Genomic DNA, 17,806 nt, shown 5'->3' with positions numbered 1-17,806 from the left:
CGCTGATCAGCGGCATGGTGGAGCGGCGCTACCGGTCCGCCACCGGCCTGCCCGCCGACGTGTTCCTCGCACGCTGGCTGCTGATCACCGCGGTCCTCTTCGGCGCTTCGGCGCTGCTGCTGGCGCTGCGGCTGCTGCGGCTGCGCAGGGCGGCGAAGCGGCGCGCCCCGGCCGTCCACTGACCGGCCGGCTCCCAGCCCCGCGCGTGCCGGAGCAGCGCGCGGGTGCCGAGCCGTGCCCAGGGGAAGGGGTCGCCGGCGAGGGTCAGGGCATCGGTGAGGTGGACGCGCACGCGCTCGTCGACGTCCGCGAGGGCGGTCTCGGCGATCAGCAGCCCCCCTGGGCGCAGCAGCCCGGCGATGCGGTCCAGCAGGGCGCGCGGGTCACCTCCGATGCCGATGTTGCCGTCCATGAGCAGAACGGTGTCCCAGCGGCCCTCGCCGGGCAGCGGCTCGAAGACCGACCGGCGCAGCGCCTGGCCCCCCAGCCGCACGGTGTGCTCCACCGCGGCCTCGCTGACGTCGATGCCGAGGGCGACCCGCCCCCGGGCGGCGAGCTCCGCCACCAGCCGCCCGGGCCCGCACCCCACGTCCAGCACGGTCCCCTCGCAGCGGTCCAGCACGTCCCGGTCGACCGGGTCGGCCCGGGCGCACCAGCGCTCCACCTCCAGCGGCAGCAGCCAGCCGTCGGTGCGCCGCAGGAACAGGGGGCCGCGGCCGGCGCGCAGCGCGGCGTCGTAGGGGTCGGCGGCGGCCCATGCCAGGGCCGCGGCCGGTGCGGTGCTCATCGGGGATCGGCCGGACGCGAGACCGGCCCGGCCACGGGCCTCCCGGCCGGACACCGGGCCAGCCGCGCCGCGAACCGCCCCCGCGGGGCCAGCGCGGCGACCGCGTGGGCGTCGGCGGCGGTGTCGACGTCCCGCAGCCGGGGCAGGTCCCGTACCCGCAGGCCCGCGGCGATCAGCCGGGCCCGCTGCACGGCACCCGTCACCGGCGCCGACATGGGCACACCCCGCAGCAGCGCGGGGTCCGGACATGCCAGGCCGAGAGCCCAGAAGCCCCCGTCCTCGGCCGGTCCGAACCAGGCGTCGCAGTCGGCGAAGTCCACGGTGAGCAGTTCCGGGGTCACCTGCGGGGTGTCCATGCCGATGAGCAGGGCCGGGCCGGCGCAGCGCGCGAAGGCCTCGGCCAGCCGCTCGTCCAGACCGCCCGCGCACTGCGCCACGACGTCGAAACCGGGCGGCAGCCAGGGGCCGGGAGCACCGTCGAGCACGAGGACGCGCCGGGTGGCCGGCGTGGCGGCCACGGCGTGCAGCGTGTCCGCGAGGGCCGCTTCGGCCAGTTCGGCGGCCTGCCCGGGCGTGAACGGCGGCGTGAGCCGCGTCTTGACCCGGCCCGGCCGCGGCTCCTTGGCGATCACGAGGAGTGTGGTCAACGGACGGTTCCTCCTTGCTGGTTGGGCATCTCGGCCAGCACGCGGCTCATGTCCCGTACGGCCTGCCAGGTACCGCGCCACGTGCCCGTCACCTTCGAGGCACCGCTCCGCGGCAGATACGGCACGTCGTGCTCGGCGATCCGCCATCCGGCGTCGGCCGCACGGACGACCATCTGGAGCGGATAGCCGCTGCGCCGGTCGCTGAGGCCGAGGGCGAGCAGCGGCTCGCGGCGGGCGGCGCGCAGCGGACCGAGGTCGTGCAGGCGCAGCCCGGTGCGGCGGCGCAGCATCCGCGCCAGCGCGAGATTGCCGGCCCGGGCGTGCGGCGGCCACGCGCCCCGCCCCTGCGGACGCCGCCGCCCGAGCACCAGGTCGGCCGCGCCGTCGCGTACCTCGCGCACGAAGGGGACCAGGAGCGCCGGGTCGAGGGAGGCGTCGCAGTCGCAGAAGCACACCACGTCGGCGGTGGCGGCCGTCAGCCCGGCATGGCAGGCCGCGCCGAAGCCGCGGCGCGGCTCGGTCACCACCGTCGCGCCCAGGGCGCGGGCGACATCGGCCGAGCCGTCCGTGGAACCGTTGTCGACGACGAGCGCGCGCCAGCCCGGCGGAATCCGTTCGAGCACCCAGGGAAGGGCCTCGGCCTCGTTCAGGCAGGGCAGCACCACGTCGACGTCCGAAGGAGTCGTCACGGTTTCACCCTACGAATGCGAATCGGGCAAACCGGACCATCGCTCCTTACGAAACGCGGACGTCGCAAGCCAGGGCGGTGCCCGGACGCCCGCCGGCGGGGGCGTGGTGTCAGGCTGAAGACATGCAGCAGCCGTACGAACCCCCCGGGACCGCGGACAGGTCCCCCAGGATCCTGGTCGTCGACGACGATCCGACCGTCGCCGAGGTCGTCGCCGGCTATCTGGACCGCGCCGGTTACGCCGTCGACCGCGCCGACGACGGCCCGACCGCCCTCACCCGCGCCGCCGCGCACCGGCCGGACCTGGTGGTGCTCGACCTGATGCTGCCCGGCATGGACGGTCTGGAGGTGTGCCGGCGCATCCGCGGCCACGGCCCCGTGCCCGTCATCATGCTCACCGCCCGCGGCGACGAGGACGACCGCATCCTGGGCCTGGAGGTCGGCGCCGACGACTACGTCACCAAGCCCTTCAGCCCTCGCGAACTCGTCCTGCGCGTCGAGTCGGTGCTGCGCCGCAGCCGCCCCGCGGCCACGGGGGGCCGACTGGGTGCGGCCGGCCTGAGCGTCGAGCCCGCGGCCCGCCGGGCCACCAAGAACGGCGCCGAACTGGCCCTGACCCTGCGCGAGTTCGACCTGCTCTCCTTCTTCCTGCGACACCCGGGACGGGCCTTCGGCCGGGAGGACCTGATGCGTGAGGTCTGGGGCTGGGACTTCGGTGACCTGTCGACCGTCACGGTCCACGTCCGCCGTCTGCGCGGCAAGGTCGAGGACGACCCGGCCCGGCCCCGGCTCATCCAGACGGTCTGGGGCGTGGGCTACCGCTTCGAACCCGGCGAAGGGAACGACTGACCGTGCGCGACAGCCTCCTGATCGCCCTGTACGCCTTTGCCGGTGCCGCCGTGACGGGGCTGGCCGGAGCGGGCGTACTGCGTCTGATCCGCCGCCGTTCGCTGACCGTCTCGCTCGCGGTGGTGGCGGCGGTGGGCGTCGTCGCGATGCTCGCGGGCACGCTCGCCGTGGCCTGGGCGATGTTCCTGTCGCCGCACGACCTGACCGTCGTCACGACCGTCGTCGCCATGGCGGCCGTCGTCTCGCTGGCCACCGCGCTGCTGCTGGGCCGCTGGGTCGTCGCCCGCAGCCGCGAACTCGCCGTGGCCGCGCGCTCCTTCGGCGACGGCGGCCACTTCGCCGCCCCGGACGCTCCCGCCACCGCGGAACTCGCCGCGGTGAGCCGTGAGCTGGCGGTCACCAGCGCCAGGCTCGCCGAGTCCAGGGAGCGGGAGCGCGCCCTGGAGACCTCCCGCCGTGAACTCGTCGCCTGGATCTCGCACGACCTGCGCACCCCGCTGGCCGGTCTGCGGGCCATGTCGGAGGCCCTGGAGGACGGCGTCGCCGCCGACCCGGCCCGCTACCTCAAGCAGATGCGGACCGAGGTCGAACGCCTCAACGACATGGTCGGCGACCTCTTCGAACTCTCCCGCATCCACGCCGGCGCCCTGGCACTGACCCCCACCCGGATGTCCCTGTACGACCTGGTCGGCGACGCCCTCGCGGGCGCCGACCCCCTCGCCCGCGAGCACGGGGTACGGCTGGTGGGCGGCCGTATCGAACCGGTGCCGGTGGAGGTGGACGGCAAGGAGATGAGCCGCGTGCTGGGCAATCTGCTGGTCAACGCCATCCGCCGGACACCGGCCGACGGCACGGTCGCGATCACCGCCGAGCGTTCTCCCGAGGGCGTCGTCCTGTCCGTGACCGACGGCTGCGGGGGAATTCCCGAGGAGGACCTGCCGAGGGTCTTCGACACCGGCTGGCGCGGCACGCACGCCCGGACGCCCCCGGCGGGAGCGGGCCTCGGCCTCGCCATCGTCCGCGGCATCGTCGAGGCCCACCAGGGCCGGGCCGGCGTACGCAACATCCCCGGGGGCTGCCGCTTCGAGGTGGTCCTCCCCACGGCCGCGTCCTGAACCCGGCAGGCCCCGCCCGTCCAGGGGCCTGCCGTCCGCATCGTCCCGGCGTCGCGGGGCGTGACAGAAGCCGGGCCTCACCGCCGGTCCGATCAGAACGACAGGCCCCGGGCGCCGCGCATCCCGGCCCGGGCGAATTCCCGCATCCCCTCCTCGAACCCGTCCTCCGGCTTCCAGCCCAGCTCGTCCCGAAGCCGCGACGAGTCCGCCGTGATGTGGCGTACGTCCCCGAGCCGGTACTCACCCGTGACGACCGGCTCGGGCCCGCCGTACGCGGCGGCCAGCGCCCGCGCCATGTCGCCGACGGTGTGCGGCACACCGCTGCCGGTGTTGTAGGCGGTGAGTACACCCGGGGCGCTCCGCGCCTCCAGCGCCACGGCGTTCGCCGCCGCCACGTCCCGGACGTGCACGAAGTCCCTGCGCTGCCGCCCGTCCTCGAACACCCGCGGGGCCTCGCCCCGGGCGAGCGCCGAACGGAAGAAGGAGGCGACCCCGGCGTAGGGGGTGTCCCGGGGCATGCCGGGCCCGTACACGTTGTGGTAGCGCAGGGACACCGCCGACCCGCCGGTACAGCGGGCCCAGGCGGCGGCCAGGTGCTCCTGGGCGAGCTTGGTCGAGGCGTACACGTTCCGCGGATCGGCCGGGGCGTCCTCGCGGACCAGCCCGGGGACGAGGTCCTCCCCGCACACCGGGCACGCGGGTTCGAACCGGCCCGCGTCGAGATCGGCCACCGCCCGCGGACCGGGCCGCACCGCTCCGTGCCGCGCGCACGCGTACCGCCCCTCCCCGTAGACCACCATCGACCCGGCGAGCACGAGGCGTGGTACACCCGCGTCCGCCATGGCCGCGAGCAGCACGGCCGTCCCCAGGTCGTTGTGCGAGACGTAGTCCGCCGCGTCGGCGACCCCGTTGCCGAGCCCGACCATCGCCGCCTGGTGGCACACGGCGTCCACACCGGCCAGGGCACGGCCCACGGCCGCGGGGTCGCGCACGTCGGCCGCGGAATCCTCTCGCACGTCGAAGACGATCGCCTCGTGCCCCCGCTCCCGCAGGGTGGCGACCACATGGGACCCGATGAACCCGGCACCGCCGGTGACCAGTACACGCATACGGGCACGCTAGGCGCACACCGCCGCCACCACCCGGGAGCGGGGCCGTACGTCATGACTCCGTAAGGCGGGCCCCGCGCCGGCGGCCGGAACCGGCGGCCGGACGTACCGGTCAGGGGCGACGTTCCGGCCCGGCGTTCTCACGGGGTGCGGGGCGCGAAGTCGATCTCCTTCGCCGTGATGATCCGGGCGCCCATGTTGCGCTCCATCATCTCCAGCGCCGCGTCGGCCAGATGGGGGTGGATGGAGGCGACGGCGTCCTTCGGCACCGTCACCTGCAGATGCCGGATGTGCGCGTCCAGGGCGGAATAGAGGACGCACTGCTCGGTGACCTGCCCGGTCAGGACCACGTGCCCGACGTTCAGGCTCGACAGGAGGTACGACAGGGGCGTCTCGAAGAAGGCCGAGTGGCGGGCCTTCACGACGAAGAGCGACTGGTCGTCGGGCCGGATCGGCTCGATCAGATGGGCGTTCGGCTGGGACAGGGCCGCCTCCAGCAGCTCCCCCTGGTGCGAGCGCCACAGCCCGAAGTTGTCGTTCACGTAGATCACGGGAACGTCCGCCTCGCGGGCCCGGCCGAGCAGCTCGGTCAGGACGGGGAGGACCTTCTCGACGGACGGCACGAGGAACTCGGCGTCCTCGTGGTCGTAGGTGTTGATCATGTCGATCATGATCAGAGCCGACCGCGTCGGGTCCGCGCCTCGTTCCCTGCCCTCCACCGTCCGTCCGGTGCTGTCACTCATGGAGGGGCGGCGCGTTCTGGTCGGGGCGGAAGTCGGAGCATCGGATCTCCCGAGTGGAGCCTGTGGTGCGGGTGCCGTGAACGCACCGCCGAGTACCCGGTGGCGCGGCGGACCTAACAACCCGCCCGGCGGTCAGTCCGTGATGACGGCGTCGCGCCGGCTCCACTCGGTGCTGTGGGCCGCCCTGTGCAGGAAGTCGGCGACGTCCGCGCGGCTGATCTTCGGATTGCCCCTCATCGGCAGACGCCCGCCGACGGAGTAGCCACCCCGGGCGGCGTCCTCGGTCAGCATGGTCGGGTAGACCGGCGTCCAGTCCAGACCGCTGGAGCGGAGAGCCGGTCCCGCCTCGACGACCGGACCGCCGGGGTCCTGCGCGCCCTCGGCTCCGGCGCCACCGACGAGGCCGCCGCCCGGGACCTGGGCATGCCGCTGCGCACCTAGCGGCGCCGGGTGGCGGAGCTGCTCGACGGCCTGGACGCGGACTCCCGCTTCCAGGCCGGGGTCCGGGCGGGGGAGCGGGGGCTGATCCGCGGCTGATCACCTCGCGAGCAGAGCCCGTCCCGCCGCGTGAAGACGATGCACAGGCCGGTGCGGACCGCGCCCATCAGGACGGATGCCGCGGGCCGGTGCTCCCCGGCGGGGCGGGCGGGTCGCCGGTACGTCGCGGCCAGAACCTGTCCGCAAGCCCCACTACCGTGCCTTTCATGACGAACACCAAGCGGAGCGTCACCGGCACGGCACCCCTGCTCGGCACGCATGCCCTCAACCGCGCGACCCTCGGCCGGCAGCTGCTCCTGCGCCCCGCCCCGCTCTCCGTCACGGCGGCCGTCGAGCATCTGCTCGGGCTCCAGGCGCAGAACGTCAAGCCGCCCTACTACGCGCTTGCCGCCCGGCTCGACGGGTTCACCCCCGAGGCGTTGTCCCGGCCGATGGCGGACCGCGAGGTCGTCCGGATCGTCACGATGCGCTCCACCATCCACACCCACACCGCGGACGACTGCCTCACCCTGCGGCCCCTGGCGCAGCCCGCCCGGGACCGGGAGCTGGTCACCTTCCGTGCCGGACTCGCCGGAGTCGATCTCGACCGGCTCGCCGGGCTCGCCCGCGACCTGGTCGAGGCCGAGCCCCGCACCATGAAGCAGCTGCGTGAAGCCCTGCTGCGGGAATGGCCCGACGCCGATCCACAGGCCCTGGCGGTCGCCGCCCGCTGCCGGCTCCCGCTCGTGCAGGTCACCCCTCGCGGTCTGTGGGAGCGGAGCGGGCAGGTCAGTCTCACCACCGCCGAGCACTGGCTGGGGCGGCCCGCCGAACCGGCCCCCACGCCCGACGCGGTCGTCCTGCGCTACCTCGCCGCGTTCGGCCCGGCCTCCGTGAAGGACATGCAGACCTGGGCCGGAATGACCCGGCTGCGCGACGCCTTCGAACGCCTGCGTCCCCATCTGGTGACCTTCCGGGACGAGAGCGGCGTCGAACTCTTCGACCTTCCGGACGCCCCCCGCCCCGGCCCGGACACGCCCGCGCCGCCGCGCTTCCTCCCCGAGTTCGACAATCTGCTGCTCTCGCACGCCGACCGCACCCGCGTCGTCCCGCCCGCATACCGGGGCCGCTCGTGGAAGGGAAACCTGGCCTACCGCACGCTCCTGGTCGACGGCTTCCTGGCGGGGTTGTGGCGGCTGGAGGAGGACGCGCTGGTGATCGAGCCCTTCGGACGCCTCACCCGGGGCCAGCGGGAGGAGGTCACCGCCGAGGGCGAGCGGATGCTGCGGGTCATGCACCCGCGGGCGTCGTACGACATCCGGTTCGGCGTCGTACGGACCTGAAACCCCCGCGCCCCGCCGCAGACATGGAGAGGGGGCGCTGCGGGCCGCTCGTGGAGGCCCGCAACGCCCCCTGGTCATTCACCTGAGGGGTGCTCAGGAGTTAGCGACGGGTCACGAGTTGACCTGCGTCGTGACCAGGTTGGAGAAGGTGGTCAGCCGGGTGTACACACCCGGGTAACCGGCCTGGGCGCAGCCTTCGCCCCAGGACGTGATGCCTGCCAGGACGCCCCCGACGAGCAGGGGGCCGCCGCTGTCGCCCTGGCAGGTGTCCACGCCGCCGGAGGTCTTCCCGGCGCACACCATGTCGCTCTTGACGAAGTCGGAGCCGTAGGAGCTCGCGCAACCGGAGTCGGACACGGTCGGTACGGTCGCGGTGCGCAGCTGGTTGGAGGCGCTGCCGTTCTCGGAGGTGTCGCCCCAGCCGAGGATGCGGGCGGTGGTGCCGGCCGCGTACACCGAGGTCTGGGAGGAGGAGACGTACTTCGCCGGGGTGTACGGCATCGACGTCGACAGCGTCAGCACGGCCACGTCGTCGCCGTTGGAGACGTCGGTGTAGCTCGGGTGGATCCATATCTTGCTGACTCTGCTGACCGTGCCGTTGGTGCCGTTGAGGTAGGTGCGGCCACCGACGACGCGCACACTGCTGGTGGTCTCGCCGACCATGCAGTGCGCGGCGGTGACGACCTTGGTGGGCGAGACCAGGGTGCCGCCGCAGAACTGGTTCTGCGAGGCGTCCGTGATCTGCATGACGAACGGGTACGCGGACGTCGTGGTCGTGGTGCCGCCGACGATCGGCTGGGGCGCGGCGACGGCCGTGGGGGCGGCGAGCAGCGCGGTCGTGGCGGCGGCGGCGGTCGCCGCGGCGACGGCGGCGGCCTTCCTGGCAGCGTTGAGCCCGAACATGGGTCTCCTTGGGGAGTTGCCGGTGGGGGGTCGCGCGGGTGGTGGTGCACGGGGACCCTGACGCCGTTGTTCGGATCTCCGTGTGCCCGGCGAGCGGCACGCCCTCAAGCTAGAGCCCCGACGAGGGGGCTCCCAATGAGGGAACCCCCTAAGGGAGTTGGGCAGGGATAACCCTCGGTCGGACGCCGTAAACCCAGGTGGGTCAGGTCGTGCGACGGCCCGCGGCCAGCCGGACGATGTCCACCCGGGAGCGGATCCCGAGCTTGCGGTAGACCCGGGTGAGGGTCGCCTCGACGGTCTTGACGCTGATGAACAGGCGCCCCGCGATCTCCCGGTTGGTCGCGCCCTCCATCACCAGCGAGGCGACCTGACGCTCCATCGCGGCCAGACCCTCCAGCGCGTCCAGGGCGACGGTCGGCGTGGCGGCGGCCGGTTCCACCGCCGCGGGACCCGCCGTGGCGGCCGCGTCGACCTGCCGCAACCAGGGCAGCGCACGGCAGCGCCGGAACAACCGGGCGGCCTCGTCGTACGACGCCGGACCCGGCAGGGGCCTGGCACCGGTGCGGGGCGCGGCGGCGGCCTGGGCGCGCAGACGGGCCAGCGCGAAGGCGGCCCGGGCCTCCTCCAGGCCGTACCCGAGCCGCCCGAGCCGGTCCTGCACGGACGTCAACCGGACGACGGCGGCCTCGTGTTCGCCGCGTGCCGCCCGCACCAGCGCCTCGGCCCGGTCGAGGACGGCCAGCACGCTCTGCCGGCCCAGCCGCAGCGCGTGCGCCCGGGTCGTGTCGATGACGTCCTGGGCCTCGCCCGGCTCGCCGATGCGGACCAGGGCCTCGGCCAGGTCGCCGTGCCACCGGCCGCGCCCGGGGTCGTTGATGCCGAGGCCCTGTTCCAACTCCCGCACCCGGCGCAGCGAACGGACGGTTGCGGCCGGGTCACCGGCCACCAACTGGGCGTAGCCCAGCGCGGCCAGGGCCCGGGACAGGTACATCTGGTCGCCGTCGACCTCGGCGTGGTCCGCCGCCTCCCGGGCGAGGGCCAGGGCCCGGTCGACGTCCCCGGCCGAGGCCTCCGCGAGGGAGGCGAGCATGGCCGAGGCGCCCTCGCCGATCCCGGAGTCCCGGGCCAGCCGCAGACTCTCGCGGGCCAGGTCCAGGGCCCGGCCGCAGTGCCCGGAGCGCAGTTCCGTGTCGGCGAGGAAGCGCAGGAAGTGCACCTCGCTCTCGACCATGCCGCGCCGGCGCACCTCGCGCAGCAGCGCGGTGATGGTCGCCCGTGCCTCGGGCAGCTGGTCGCTCATGATCAGCCAGCGGAACCGGGCCGACCCGGCGCCGTTGTGGTGGCAGGCCACGTAGGGGTCCTGGGGTTCCTTCAGCGCCCGTTTGACGGTCACCGGGGCGTCCGGGTGGCCCATCAGGGTCTCGGTGGAGGCCTGGAAGGACAGCGCCATCAGCTCGGTGCGCCGATCACCGCCCCGGGCGGCCAGCTCCGCCGCGTGCGCCGCCTCCTGGCGGGCCTCGGCGAAGTCGCCCTCGACGACCAGGCCGCGCCAGGCCAGCTGGTAGTGGACCAGGGCGAGGAGCCCCGGGTCGTCGCCCGCGTCGGCCAGGACCTGCGGGAAGACCGCGTCGACCTCGCCGAGCGCCTGCCCGGCCGCCTCGATGACCACCATCCAGGCCCGGACGCGCTCGGCGGGCACGGTGGCACGCGTCAGCACGTCACGGGCGATGTCCCGGGCCAGATCGGCCTCGCCGGCGGTGATCGCGTCCTCCGCGGCCTGCAGCCGCCGCTCGTCCGGGCCCGGGGTGCTGTCCGCCGGGGTGTGCCGGGCCGCGAGCAGCCCCAGCGAGGCGGCGACGGAGGGGGCCCCGCGGTCCCGGGCCAGCGCGCCGGCCTCGGCGAGCCGGGCCGCCACGTCCGGGTCGGTGCCGGTGGTCGCCAGGGCCAGGTGCCGAGCTCGCTCGATCGGGTCGGAGGCGGCCGTGGACAGAGCGGCGTGCACGGCCCGCCGCTCCTGCGCCGGGGCCTCCGCGTACAGCGCGGCCGAGATCAGCGGATGAGCGAACCGCAAGGCAGGTGCCTCGGGATCCGTGGCCAGCAGGCCCAGCGCCGCCGCCTGGGCCGTCTCGGCCTCGGCGTGCTCCCGCCCGGCCGCGTGCAGCAGCGCCACGGTGGGACGGGCACCGGCGCTGGCCACGAGGAGGGTGCGGCGGGCCTCGTCGGACAGCATCTCCAGCCGGCTCAGCACCAGGGCCCGCAGCGAGGTGGGCACGGGCAGCGGCTCACCGGGCCGGGGCCGGGCCGGGCTCTCGGCCAGGGCCCGGCCCAGCTCCAGCGCGAAGAGCGGGTTCCCGCCGCTGGTGCGGTGGATGTCGCGGATCGTCGAGCGGGGCAGGGGCGTGTAGCCGCGGTGGTCGAGCAGCGCCGAGACGTGCGTGCGGTTCAGCGGGCCCAGCCGCACGGCGAGCGTGTCGGGCGGCGACGCGGGGAGGTGGCGGTCGTACTCCTGGCCCTCGGTCCGCACCGCACACAGCATCTGCACGGGCGTGTCACCCAGTCGGCGGGCCGCGAAACCGAGCAGTTCGGCACTGGCGGCATCCAGCCACTGGAGATCGTCGGCGACCACGAGCACCGGGCCCTTGGCGGCCAGCGCCCGCAGCGCCGACAGCACGGCGAGGCGCAGCGCGAGCCCGTCCCGCTGGAGCGTGGACTCGCCGCGGCCGGTGAGCGCCGACTCCAGGGCGGTGCGCTGGGCGGCGGGCAACGCACCGGAGATGTCGTCCAGGACCAGCCCGAACAGGTCGGCCAGGGCGAGGAAGGGCAGATGGGATTCCGACTCGGTCGCCGAGCAGCGCAACACCGTGCGGTCCGGACCAGCGTAATCCGCGGCCAGCGCGCGCAGGACCGTCGACTTACCAATTCCGGCCGGACCGTGGAGCAGCACGCTGCCCCCTCGGCCGAGCTGCTCACGTGCCGACGTGAACAGCTCCTCCCGGCCGATGAGCAGGTCGGGGCGGCTCCTGGGAGGCTCCTGGAAGTCCCGTCGAACGGTCACCGCTCCCCTCCCTGTGTCGTGTCCTGGCCAATATTAGGCAACGGTTCTTTGAATTTCGGAGGGACGGTGTGGTGAGGGAAATAACAGCACATGCCGGTGCGTGAATTCATCGGACTCCCGAATGCCGTGGAACGCAAGGCCGGCGGCCCGTGGGGAACCCGCGGGCGAAGCGATCGCGCAGGAGCACGCAGAACACCGCAAACCTATGGCAACCACCCCGCCCGTCGCGCGGCGACCACGGCCTCACCACGGGTGCGGGCCCGTAGCTTGCGCATGGCCGACCGCAGATATCCCTTGACGGTTTCGGCCGTCACGCCCAGTCGTTCCGCGGCCACCGCGTTCGTGGCGCCCGCCGCGACGCACGCCAGCACGTCCACCTCGCGCGGCGCGAGCCGGACCCGCACCGAGCGGCCCGTTTCGGCCGTCAGCAGCGCACACGCCCCGAGCAGCTCCGTGCGCAGTTGCGGGTCCGCGATCCGGGGTGCCAGCGCCCGCAGCGCCGCGTGCGCCTCCCGCACCTGCTCCCAGCCCGGGCCCGCCCCGGCCCCGGCGGCGAGCGTGCGGGCCTCGTCCCGGACGGCCAGCGCCCGCTCCACGTCCCGCGCCGCCTCGACGGCCGTGTCCAGCATCCGCCCGCCCAGGGGCAGGGCCGTGCGCAGCGCCCCGTACAGCACCCCGCGCACCCGGTGGCGCACCACCACCGGCACGGCCAGCACCGACCGTAGCCCCTCCACGGCCACCGGGGCGTCGTACTCGTGGCTGATCTGCCGCGACGCCGAGTAGTCCGTCACCACGCACGGCCGGGACAGCGCCACCGACTTGCCGCCGAGACCGGTGCCGGACGTCACCACCAGCGACCGCAGGGCGTGCGTCGAGGTGCCGCTCAGCTCGCTGATGCGCATCTGCTGCCCGGCCTCCATCAGGCCGCCGAAGGCGACCGGAAGGCCGGTGCCGCGCCGCAGGCGCAGCAGCGCGTTCCGGATCTCGACCGCGTCGGACGCGTCTGCTGTCACCTGATCGCCCCTTCCCCACGGCTCCCGCGCGGGCGCACCCCCGTTCGGGGGTAGTGAGACCTGCATCACGGATTACACGATGGCTCGGAGCCGCCCGGCAATGGTCCGGTACCCAGGAGGACAGATGACATCGGCGACGGAGATGTTCCGCGAGGCGCGGGACTTCCTGCTGGCACACCGCGAGGACTACGCGACGGCCTACCAGGGCTTCCGCTGGCCGCGCCCCCGGTACTTCAACTGGGCGCTCGACTGGTTCGACGAGATCGCCGACGGCAACGCCCGCACCGCCCTGCACCTCGTCGAGGAGGACGGCCGCGAGACCCGGCTGTCCTTCGAGGAGATGTCGGTGCGCTCGGCTCGGTTCGCCACCTGGCTGCGCGCCCGGGGCGTGCGCGCCGAGGACCGCGTCCTCGTCATGCTCGGCAACCAGGCCGAACTGTGGATCATCGCCCTCGCCGCGATGAAGCTGCGCGCGGTCGTCATCCCGGCCACCCCGCTGCTCGGCCCGGCCGACCTGCGCGACCGCGTCGAGCGCGGCCGGGTCCGGCACGTCATCGCGCGCGCCGAGGACACCGGCAAGTTCGCCGAGGTCCCCGGCGCCTACACACGCATCGCCGCGGGCGCCGCCGGCGCGGTGCCGGACGGCTGGCTGCCGCTGGACGACGCCCACGGCGCCTCCGCCGACTTCGTGCCCGACGGCCCGACCCTCGCCGACGACCCGCTGATGCTCTACTTCACCTCGGGCACCACCGCCCGGCCCAAGCTCGTCGAGCACACCCACACGTCGTACCCGATCGGCCATCTGTCGACCATGTACTGGATCGGCCTGCAACCCGGCGACGTGCACCTGAACATCTCCTCTCCCGGCTGGGCCAAGCACGCCTGGTCCAATCTCTTCGCCCCGTGGAACGCCGAGGCGACCGTCTTCCTGCACAACTACACGCGTTTCGACGCCGCCCGGCTCATGACCGAGATGGACCGGGCGGGCGTCACCACCTTCTGCGCCCCGCCGACCGTGTGGCGCATGCTCATCCAGGCCGACCTGACGCAGCTGCGCACGCCGCCGCGCGAGGTCGTCGCGGCCGGTGAGCCGCTCAACCCGGAGGTCATCGAGCAGGTCCGCCGCGCCTGGAACATCACCATCCGTGACGGCTTCGGCCAGACCGAGACGGCCGTCCAGGTCGCCAACAGCCCCGGCCAGCCGCTCAAGACCGGCTCGATGGGCCGGCCGAGCCCCGGCTACCGCGTCGAACTCCTCGACCCCGTCTCCGGCGCACCGGGCGCCGCGGAGGGCGAGATCGCGCTCGACCTGTCGCACCGCCCCGTGGGCCTGATGACCGGCTACCACGGCGACGCGGACCGCACGGCGGAGGCCATGGCGGGCGGCTACTACCGGACGGGAGACGTCGCCTCCAGGGACGACGAGGGGTATCTGACGTACATCGGGCGCGGCGACGACGTCTTCAAGGCCTCCGACTACAAGATCAGTCCGTTCGAGCTGGAGAGCGCGCTGCTGGAGCACGAGGCGGTGGCCGAGGCGGCGGTCGTGCCCGCCCCGGACGAGCTGCGGCTGGCCGTTCCCAAGGCCTATGTCGTGCCGGCCGAGGGCTGGGAGCCCGGCCCCGACACCGCCAAGGTCCTCTTCGAGCACTCCCGCCAGGTCCTGGCGCCCTACAAGCGCATCCGCCGCCTGGAGTTCGGCGACCTGCCCAAGACGGTCTCCGGCAAGATCCGCCGGATCGAGCTGCGTGAGGCCACGGCGGCCGGGTCGGACGCCGAGTACCGCGAGGAGGACTTCCGGTGAGCTCCTACAGCCACGGCACCAGTGACACGGCGTTGCTCGGCGACACCATCGGGGCCGACCTGGACCGGGCGGTGGCCGCCTGGCCGGACCGTGAGGCACTGGTCGACGTGCCGTCCGGGCGGCGCTGGACGTACGCCGAGTTCGGCGCGGCGGTCGACGAGCTGGCCTCCGCCCTGCACGCCTCGGGCGTCGCCAAGGGCGACCGGGTGGGCATCTGGGCGGTCAACCGCCCCGAGTGGGTGCTCGTCCAGTACGCCACCGCCCGCATCGGCGCGATCATGGTGAACATCAACCCGGCGTACCGCACCCACGAGGTGGAGTACGTCCTGAAGCAGGCGGGCGTGTCCTTGCTGTTCGCCTCCGTCGGTCACAAGACGAGCGACTACCGGGCGATGGTCGACCAGGTGCGCGGCCGGGTCCCGGAGCTGCGGGAGGTGGTCTACTTCGGCGACCCGAGTTGGGAGGCGCTGCTCGGCCGGGCCGCCCCCGGGGCGGTGTACGCGGAGCTGTCCTGCGACGACCCGATCAACATCCAGTACACGTCGGGCACGACGGGCTTCCCGAAGGGCGCGACCCTCTCCCACCACAACATCCTCAACAACGGCTACTTCGTGGGGGAGTTGCTCGCCTACACCGAGCGGGACCGCATCTGCGTACCCGTCCCCTTCTATCACTGCTTCGGCATGGTCATGGGCAATCTCGCCGCCACCTCGCACGGCGCCTGCATCGTCATCCCCGCCCCGTCCTTCGACCCGCGGGCCACCCTGGAGGCGGTCCAGCAGGAGCGCTGCACCTCCCTCTACGGCGTCCCGACCATGTTCATCGCCGAGCTGAACCTCCCCGACTTCGCCTCCTACGACCTCGCCTCCCTGCGCACCGGCATCATGGCGGGTTCGCCCTGCCCGGTGGAGGTGATGAAGCGGGTGGTCGCCGAGATGCACATGGCGGAGGTCTCCATCTGCTACGGCATGACCGAGACGTCCCCGGTGTCCCTCCAGACCCGCCGGGACGACGACCTGGAACACCGCACCGGCACGGTCGGCCGGGTCCTGCCGCACATCGAGGTGAAGATCGTCGACCCGGCCACGGGCGTCACCCTGCCGCGCGGCACGGCGGGCGAGTTGTGTACCCGCGGCTACAGCGTGATGCTCGGCTACTGGAACGAACCGGAGAAGACCGCCGAGTCCGTCGACGCGGGCCGCTGGATGCACACCGGCGACCTCGCCGTGATGCGCGAGGACGGCTACGTCGAGATCGTCGGCCGCATCAAGGACATGATCATTCGGGGCGGGGAGAACATCTACCCGCGCGAGATCGAGGAGTTCCTCTACGGCCACCCCGGGATCCAGGACGTCCAGGTCGTCGGCGTCCCGCACGAGCGCTACGGCGAGGAGGTCCTGGCCTGTGTCATCCCCAGCGACCCGGCCGACCCGCCGACACTGGAGGAACTGCGCGCGTTCTGCGAGGGGCGGTTGGCGCACTACAAGATCCCGAGCCGGGTCCGCGTCCTCGACTCCTTCCCCATGACGGTGTCGGGGAAGGTGCGCAAGGTGGAACTGCGGGAGAGGTTCGCCGACGGTTGAGGGGGCGTGCGTCCACCGGTCACAACGGTTGGCGCATGCACACCCGCGGTCGGCGGTCCAGGCCGTGCGCGGACTCCCTCGTGCGGATCTCGCGCAGGCCGGGGGTGAGGTCCGTCTCCGGGAGGGGGCGGAAGCCGAGGCGCGCGTAGTAGGGGGCGTTCCAGGGGACCTCCGTGTAGGTGGTGAGCGTCAGGGCCGTCAGACCCTCCGCGCGGGCCCGGTCGGCGGCGTGGGCCAGGAGGGTGCGGCCCACGCCCCGGCGTGCGGCGCGCGGATGGACCGAGATCTGCTCGATGTGCAGGGCGCCGTCCACGGGTTCCGCGACGAGATAGCCGGCCGGCCGGTCCAGGTCGTCCGCGGCCACCCAGCAGCGGCCTGCCCTGCGGTAGCGCTCCAGAACGTCGAGCGCGGGCGGCTCGTCGTCGGCGATCTCGGGCATGCCGAGGTCGCGGAAGGGCGCGCCGGCGGCCCGCTCGATGTCCTGGAGCACGGGCAGTTCGGCCCGGGTGGCGGGGCGGATGCGCATGCGGTGAGTATGCGGTGCGCCGGCGTCCGGCGTCAGGGTGCCCGCTGACGGGGGCCGGTGGCGGCCAGTGTCCCGGCCGGGGCGTTCACCGGCCGCGGCGTGCCGGTGAGATCCAGGACGAACAGCGGGACGCCCAGGGCATCGGCGCGGGCCCGGGCGTCGTCCGCGTACCCGGTGAGGGAGAAGTAGAGGCATTCCGCGGACTCGGTCATGGCCGCGAGCCACAGGCACTCCACGTCCCGCAGGGTCGCCGGGCGCACGGCCGGGTCGACCTGGGCGAGGACGCCGCGGGCGGCCAGTCCGATGCCGGAGGGGGGCCGCTGGTCCGCCCGGCGGACGCCCGGGAAGCCGAGCCAACGCAGATACAGCGCGGTGGCCGTGACGGCGTCCAGGGCGCTGCGGATGGCGACGGACCGGAAGGGGGGCTGGGTGGAGGCGGAGGCGGAGGTGGCGTCGGTGGCGGCGGTCCCACGGGGGCCGGTCGCGGGGTCGGGGCCGGGCGTGGCGTCCTGGCCGCCTGTGCCGTGCTGGCCCGCCGGTGCCTCGTGGATGGACGCGCTGTCCTGGTTCGCCGGTGCCTCCTGGCTGTCTGTGCCGTGCTGGCCCGCCGGTGTCCCCTGAACGGGCGTGCCGTGCTGGCCCGCCGCCGTGTTCTCGCCGGTCGTCGCGCGCTCGGGAGCCGGCGTCCCCCCGGCCGCCGCGCCCTCGTCCCCGCTGCCGCCCGGGTCCTCCGCCACCGCCACCCGCAGCGCCACCCCGCACGCGCACCCCACTTCCGGGCGCGGCCACTCGCCGCGCCGCCCGCAGGATCCGCACCGCACCGTCACCCAGTCGTCCTGCCAGACCCGGTGCGAGACGGGCGTCGCCGGGCCGTCGCGGTCCAGCCGCGGGGCGACCGGCGCACCGCACACACAGGGGTACGCCGGAGCCGTGTAGCGGTGCTCGCGGCGGCAGGCCGGACAGCGCACCGGAACGGTCTCGGCCATGGCCACTCCAGAACGGTGTCGCGTCGGGACAGCGTGCCCATCGTGCTCCTCCGGGCGGCTCCGTGTCCGGCGCTTGCCGTCTCTTGACGCCCTTCCCCCACCCCACATACATTCATTCCAGATCGTAGAAAGTAAATTCCGCAATACGGAAGAGCTCACCGCGGGGCGCGACGGGAGT

The 17,806-nt window shown here is 73.9% G+C and carries 16 protein-coding genes; 5 read left to right on the top strand and 11 right to left on the bottom strand.

Going from position 1 to position 17,806, the window contains the following annotated elements; genetic code table 11:
* Positions 1–28: 28 nt before the first annotated feature.
* Genes QNO09_RS20090 through QNO09_RS20080 form a run of 3 tightly spaced genes read right to left on the bottom strand, consistent with a single transcriptional unit; the run spans position 29 to position 2,123 of the window.
* Positions 29–787, bottom strand: a complete 759-nt coding sequence (locus QNO09_RS20090; RefSeq protein ID WP_283971590.1) for a class I SAM-dependent methyltransferase — start codon at positions 785–787, stop codon at positions 29–31.
* A complete protein-coding gene (locus tag QNO09_RS20085) occupies positions 784–1,434 on the bottom strand; it encodes a TIGR04282 family arsenosugar biosynthesis glycosyltransferase (protein WP_283971589.1) in 651 nt (216 codons plus the stop codon). Before QNO09_RS20085 ends, QNO09_RS20090 begins: the two co-directional genes overlap by 4 nt.
* Entirely contained in the window at positions 1,431–2,123 is a 693-nt protein-coding gene (locus tag QNO09_RS20080; protein ID WP_283971588.1) for a glycosyltransferase family 2 protein, read from the bottom strand. The genes QNO09_RS20085 and QNO09_RS20080 overlap by 4 nt, the downstream gene beginning before the upstream one ends.
* Before the next feature lie 122 nt (positions 2,124–2,245).
* On the opposite strand from QNO09_RS20080, the gene QNO09_RS20075 reads away from it, so the two are divergent.
* The gene (locus QNO09_RS20075) at positions 2,246–2,971 is read left to right on the top strand and encodes a response regulator transcription factor (RefSeq protein ID WP_283971587.1); all 726 of its coding nucleotides are present in this window, start codon (positions 2,246–2,248) and stop codon (positions 2,969–2,971) included.
* Positions 2,972–2,973: 2 nt separating this feature from the next.
* Positions 2,974–4,086: a sensor histidine kinase gene (locus QNO09_RS20070; protein ID WP_283971586.1), complete on the top strand. Its 1,113-nt coding sequence runs from the start codon at positions 2,974–2,976 to the stop codon at positions 4,084–4,086.
* A 92-nt stretch (positions 4,087–4,178) separates the two neighbouring features.
* Here the strand turns inward: QNO09_RS20070 and QNO09_RS20065 are convergent, their stop codons facing one another.
* From QNO09_RS20065 to QNO09_RS39985, 3 genes are all read right to left on the bottom strand, one after another.
* Positions 4,179–5,195 (bottom strand): NAD-dependent epimerase/dehydratase family protein, encoded by a 1,017-nt coding sequence (locus tag QNO09_RS20065; protein WP_283971585.1) that lies wholly within the window; start codon positions 5,193–5,195, stop codon positions 4,179–4,181.
* Positions 5,196–5,335: 140 nt separating this feature from the next.
* Positions 5,336–5,938, bottom strand: coding sequence for a cysteine hydrolase family protein (locus QNO09_RS20060; protein ID WP_283971584.1), 603 nt, complete (start codon positions 5,936–5,938; stop codon positions 5,336–5,338).
* Positions 5,939–6,070: 132 nt separating this feature from the next.
* The gene (locus QNO09_RS39985) at positions 6,071–6,433 is read right to left on the bottom strand and encodes an NAD(P)H-binding protein (protein WP_502962327.1); all 363 of its coding nucleotides are present in this window, start codon (positions 6,431–6,433) and stop codon (positions 6,071–6,073) included.
* A gap of 209 nt (positions 6,434–6,642) precedes the next feature.
* Here QNO09_RS39985 and QNO09_RS20045 point away from each other — a divergent pair, with 209 nt between their 5' ends.
* On the top strand, positions 6,643–7,758 hold the full coding sequence (locus QNO09_RS20045) for a winged helix DNA-binding domain-containing protein (protein WP_283971582.1): 1,116 nt from the start codon (positions 6,643–6,645) through the stop codon (positions 7,756–7,758).
* 111 nt (positions 7,759–7,869) lie between these two features.
* Here QNO09_RS20045 and QNO09_RS20040 read toward each other — a convergent pair whose 3' ends face one another.
* The 3 genes from QNO09_RS20040 to QNO09_RS20030 form a co-directional block, all read right to left on the bottom strand.
* A complete protein-coding gene (locus tag QNO09_RS20040) occupies positions 7,870–8,661 on the bottom strand; it encodes a S1 family peptidase (protein WP_283971581.1) in 792 nt (263 codons plus the stop codon).
* A 202-nt stretch (positions 8,662–8,863) separates the two neighbouring features.
* Positions 8,864–11,716: an ATP-binding protein gene (locus tag QNO09_RS20035; RefSeq protein WP_283971580.1), complete on the bottom strand. Its 2,853-nt coding sequence runs from the start codon at positions 11,714–11,716 to the stop codon at positions 8,864–8,866.
* Between the two features lie 203 nt (positions 11,717–11,919).
* Positions 11,920–12,729, bottom strand: a complete 810-nt coding sequence (locus QNO09_RS20030) for a helix-turn-helix transcriptional regulator (RefSeq protein WP_283971579.1) — start codon at positions 12,727–12,729, stop codon at positions 11,920–11,922.
* Positions 12,730–12,853: 124 nt separating this feature from the next.
* On the opposite strand from QNO09_RS20030, the gene QNO09_RS20025 reads away from it, so the two are divergent.
* Together QNO09_RS20025 and QNO09_RS20020 are read left to right on the top strand one after the other, a co-directional pair.
* Positions 12,854–14,533 (top strand): AMP-binding protein, encoded by a 1,680-nt coding sequence (locus QNO09_RS20025; RefSeq protein ID WP_283971578.1) that lies wholly within the window; start codon positions 12,854–12,856, stop codon positions 14,531–14,533.
* A complete protein-coding gene (locus QNO09_RS20020) occupies positions 14,530–16,116 on the top strand; it encodes an AMP-binding protein (RefSeq protein ID WP_283971577.1) in 1,587 nt (528 codons plus the stop codon). Before QNO09_RS20025 ends, QNO09_RS20020 begins: the two co-directional genes overlap by 4 nt.
* A gap of 19 nt (positions 16,117–16,135) precedes the next feature.
* Here QNO09_RS20020 and QNO09_RS20015 read toward each other — a convergent pair whose 3' ends face one another.
* Both QNO09_RS20015 and QNO09_RS20010 read right to left on the bottom strand, forming a co-directional pair.
* Positions 16,136–16,642, bottom strand: coding sequence for a GNAT family N-acetyltransferase (locus QNO09_RS20015; protein WP_283971576.1), 507 nt, complete (start codon positions 16,640–16,642; stop codon positions 16,136–16,138).
* Between the two features lie 32 nt (positions 16,643–16,674).
* Entirely contained in the window at positions 16,675–17,628 is a 954-nt protein-coding gene (locus QNO09_RS20010; protein ID WP_283971575.1) for a collagen-like domain-containing protein, read from the bottom strand.
* Between the last annotated feature and the right edge of the window lie 178 nt (positions 17,629–17,806).

This window comes from Streptomyces sp. 378, from assembly GCF_030124145.1.
In the GTDB taxonomy this organism is placed as follows: domain Bacteria; phylum Actinomycetota; class Actinomycetes; order Streptomycetales; family Streptomycetaceae; genus Streptomyces.
This window is presented reverse-complemented; position numbering and strand designations above follow the sequence as displayed.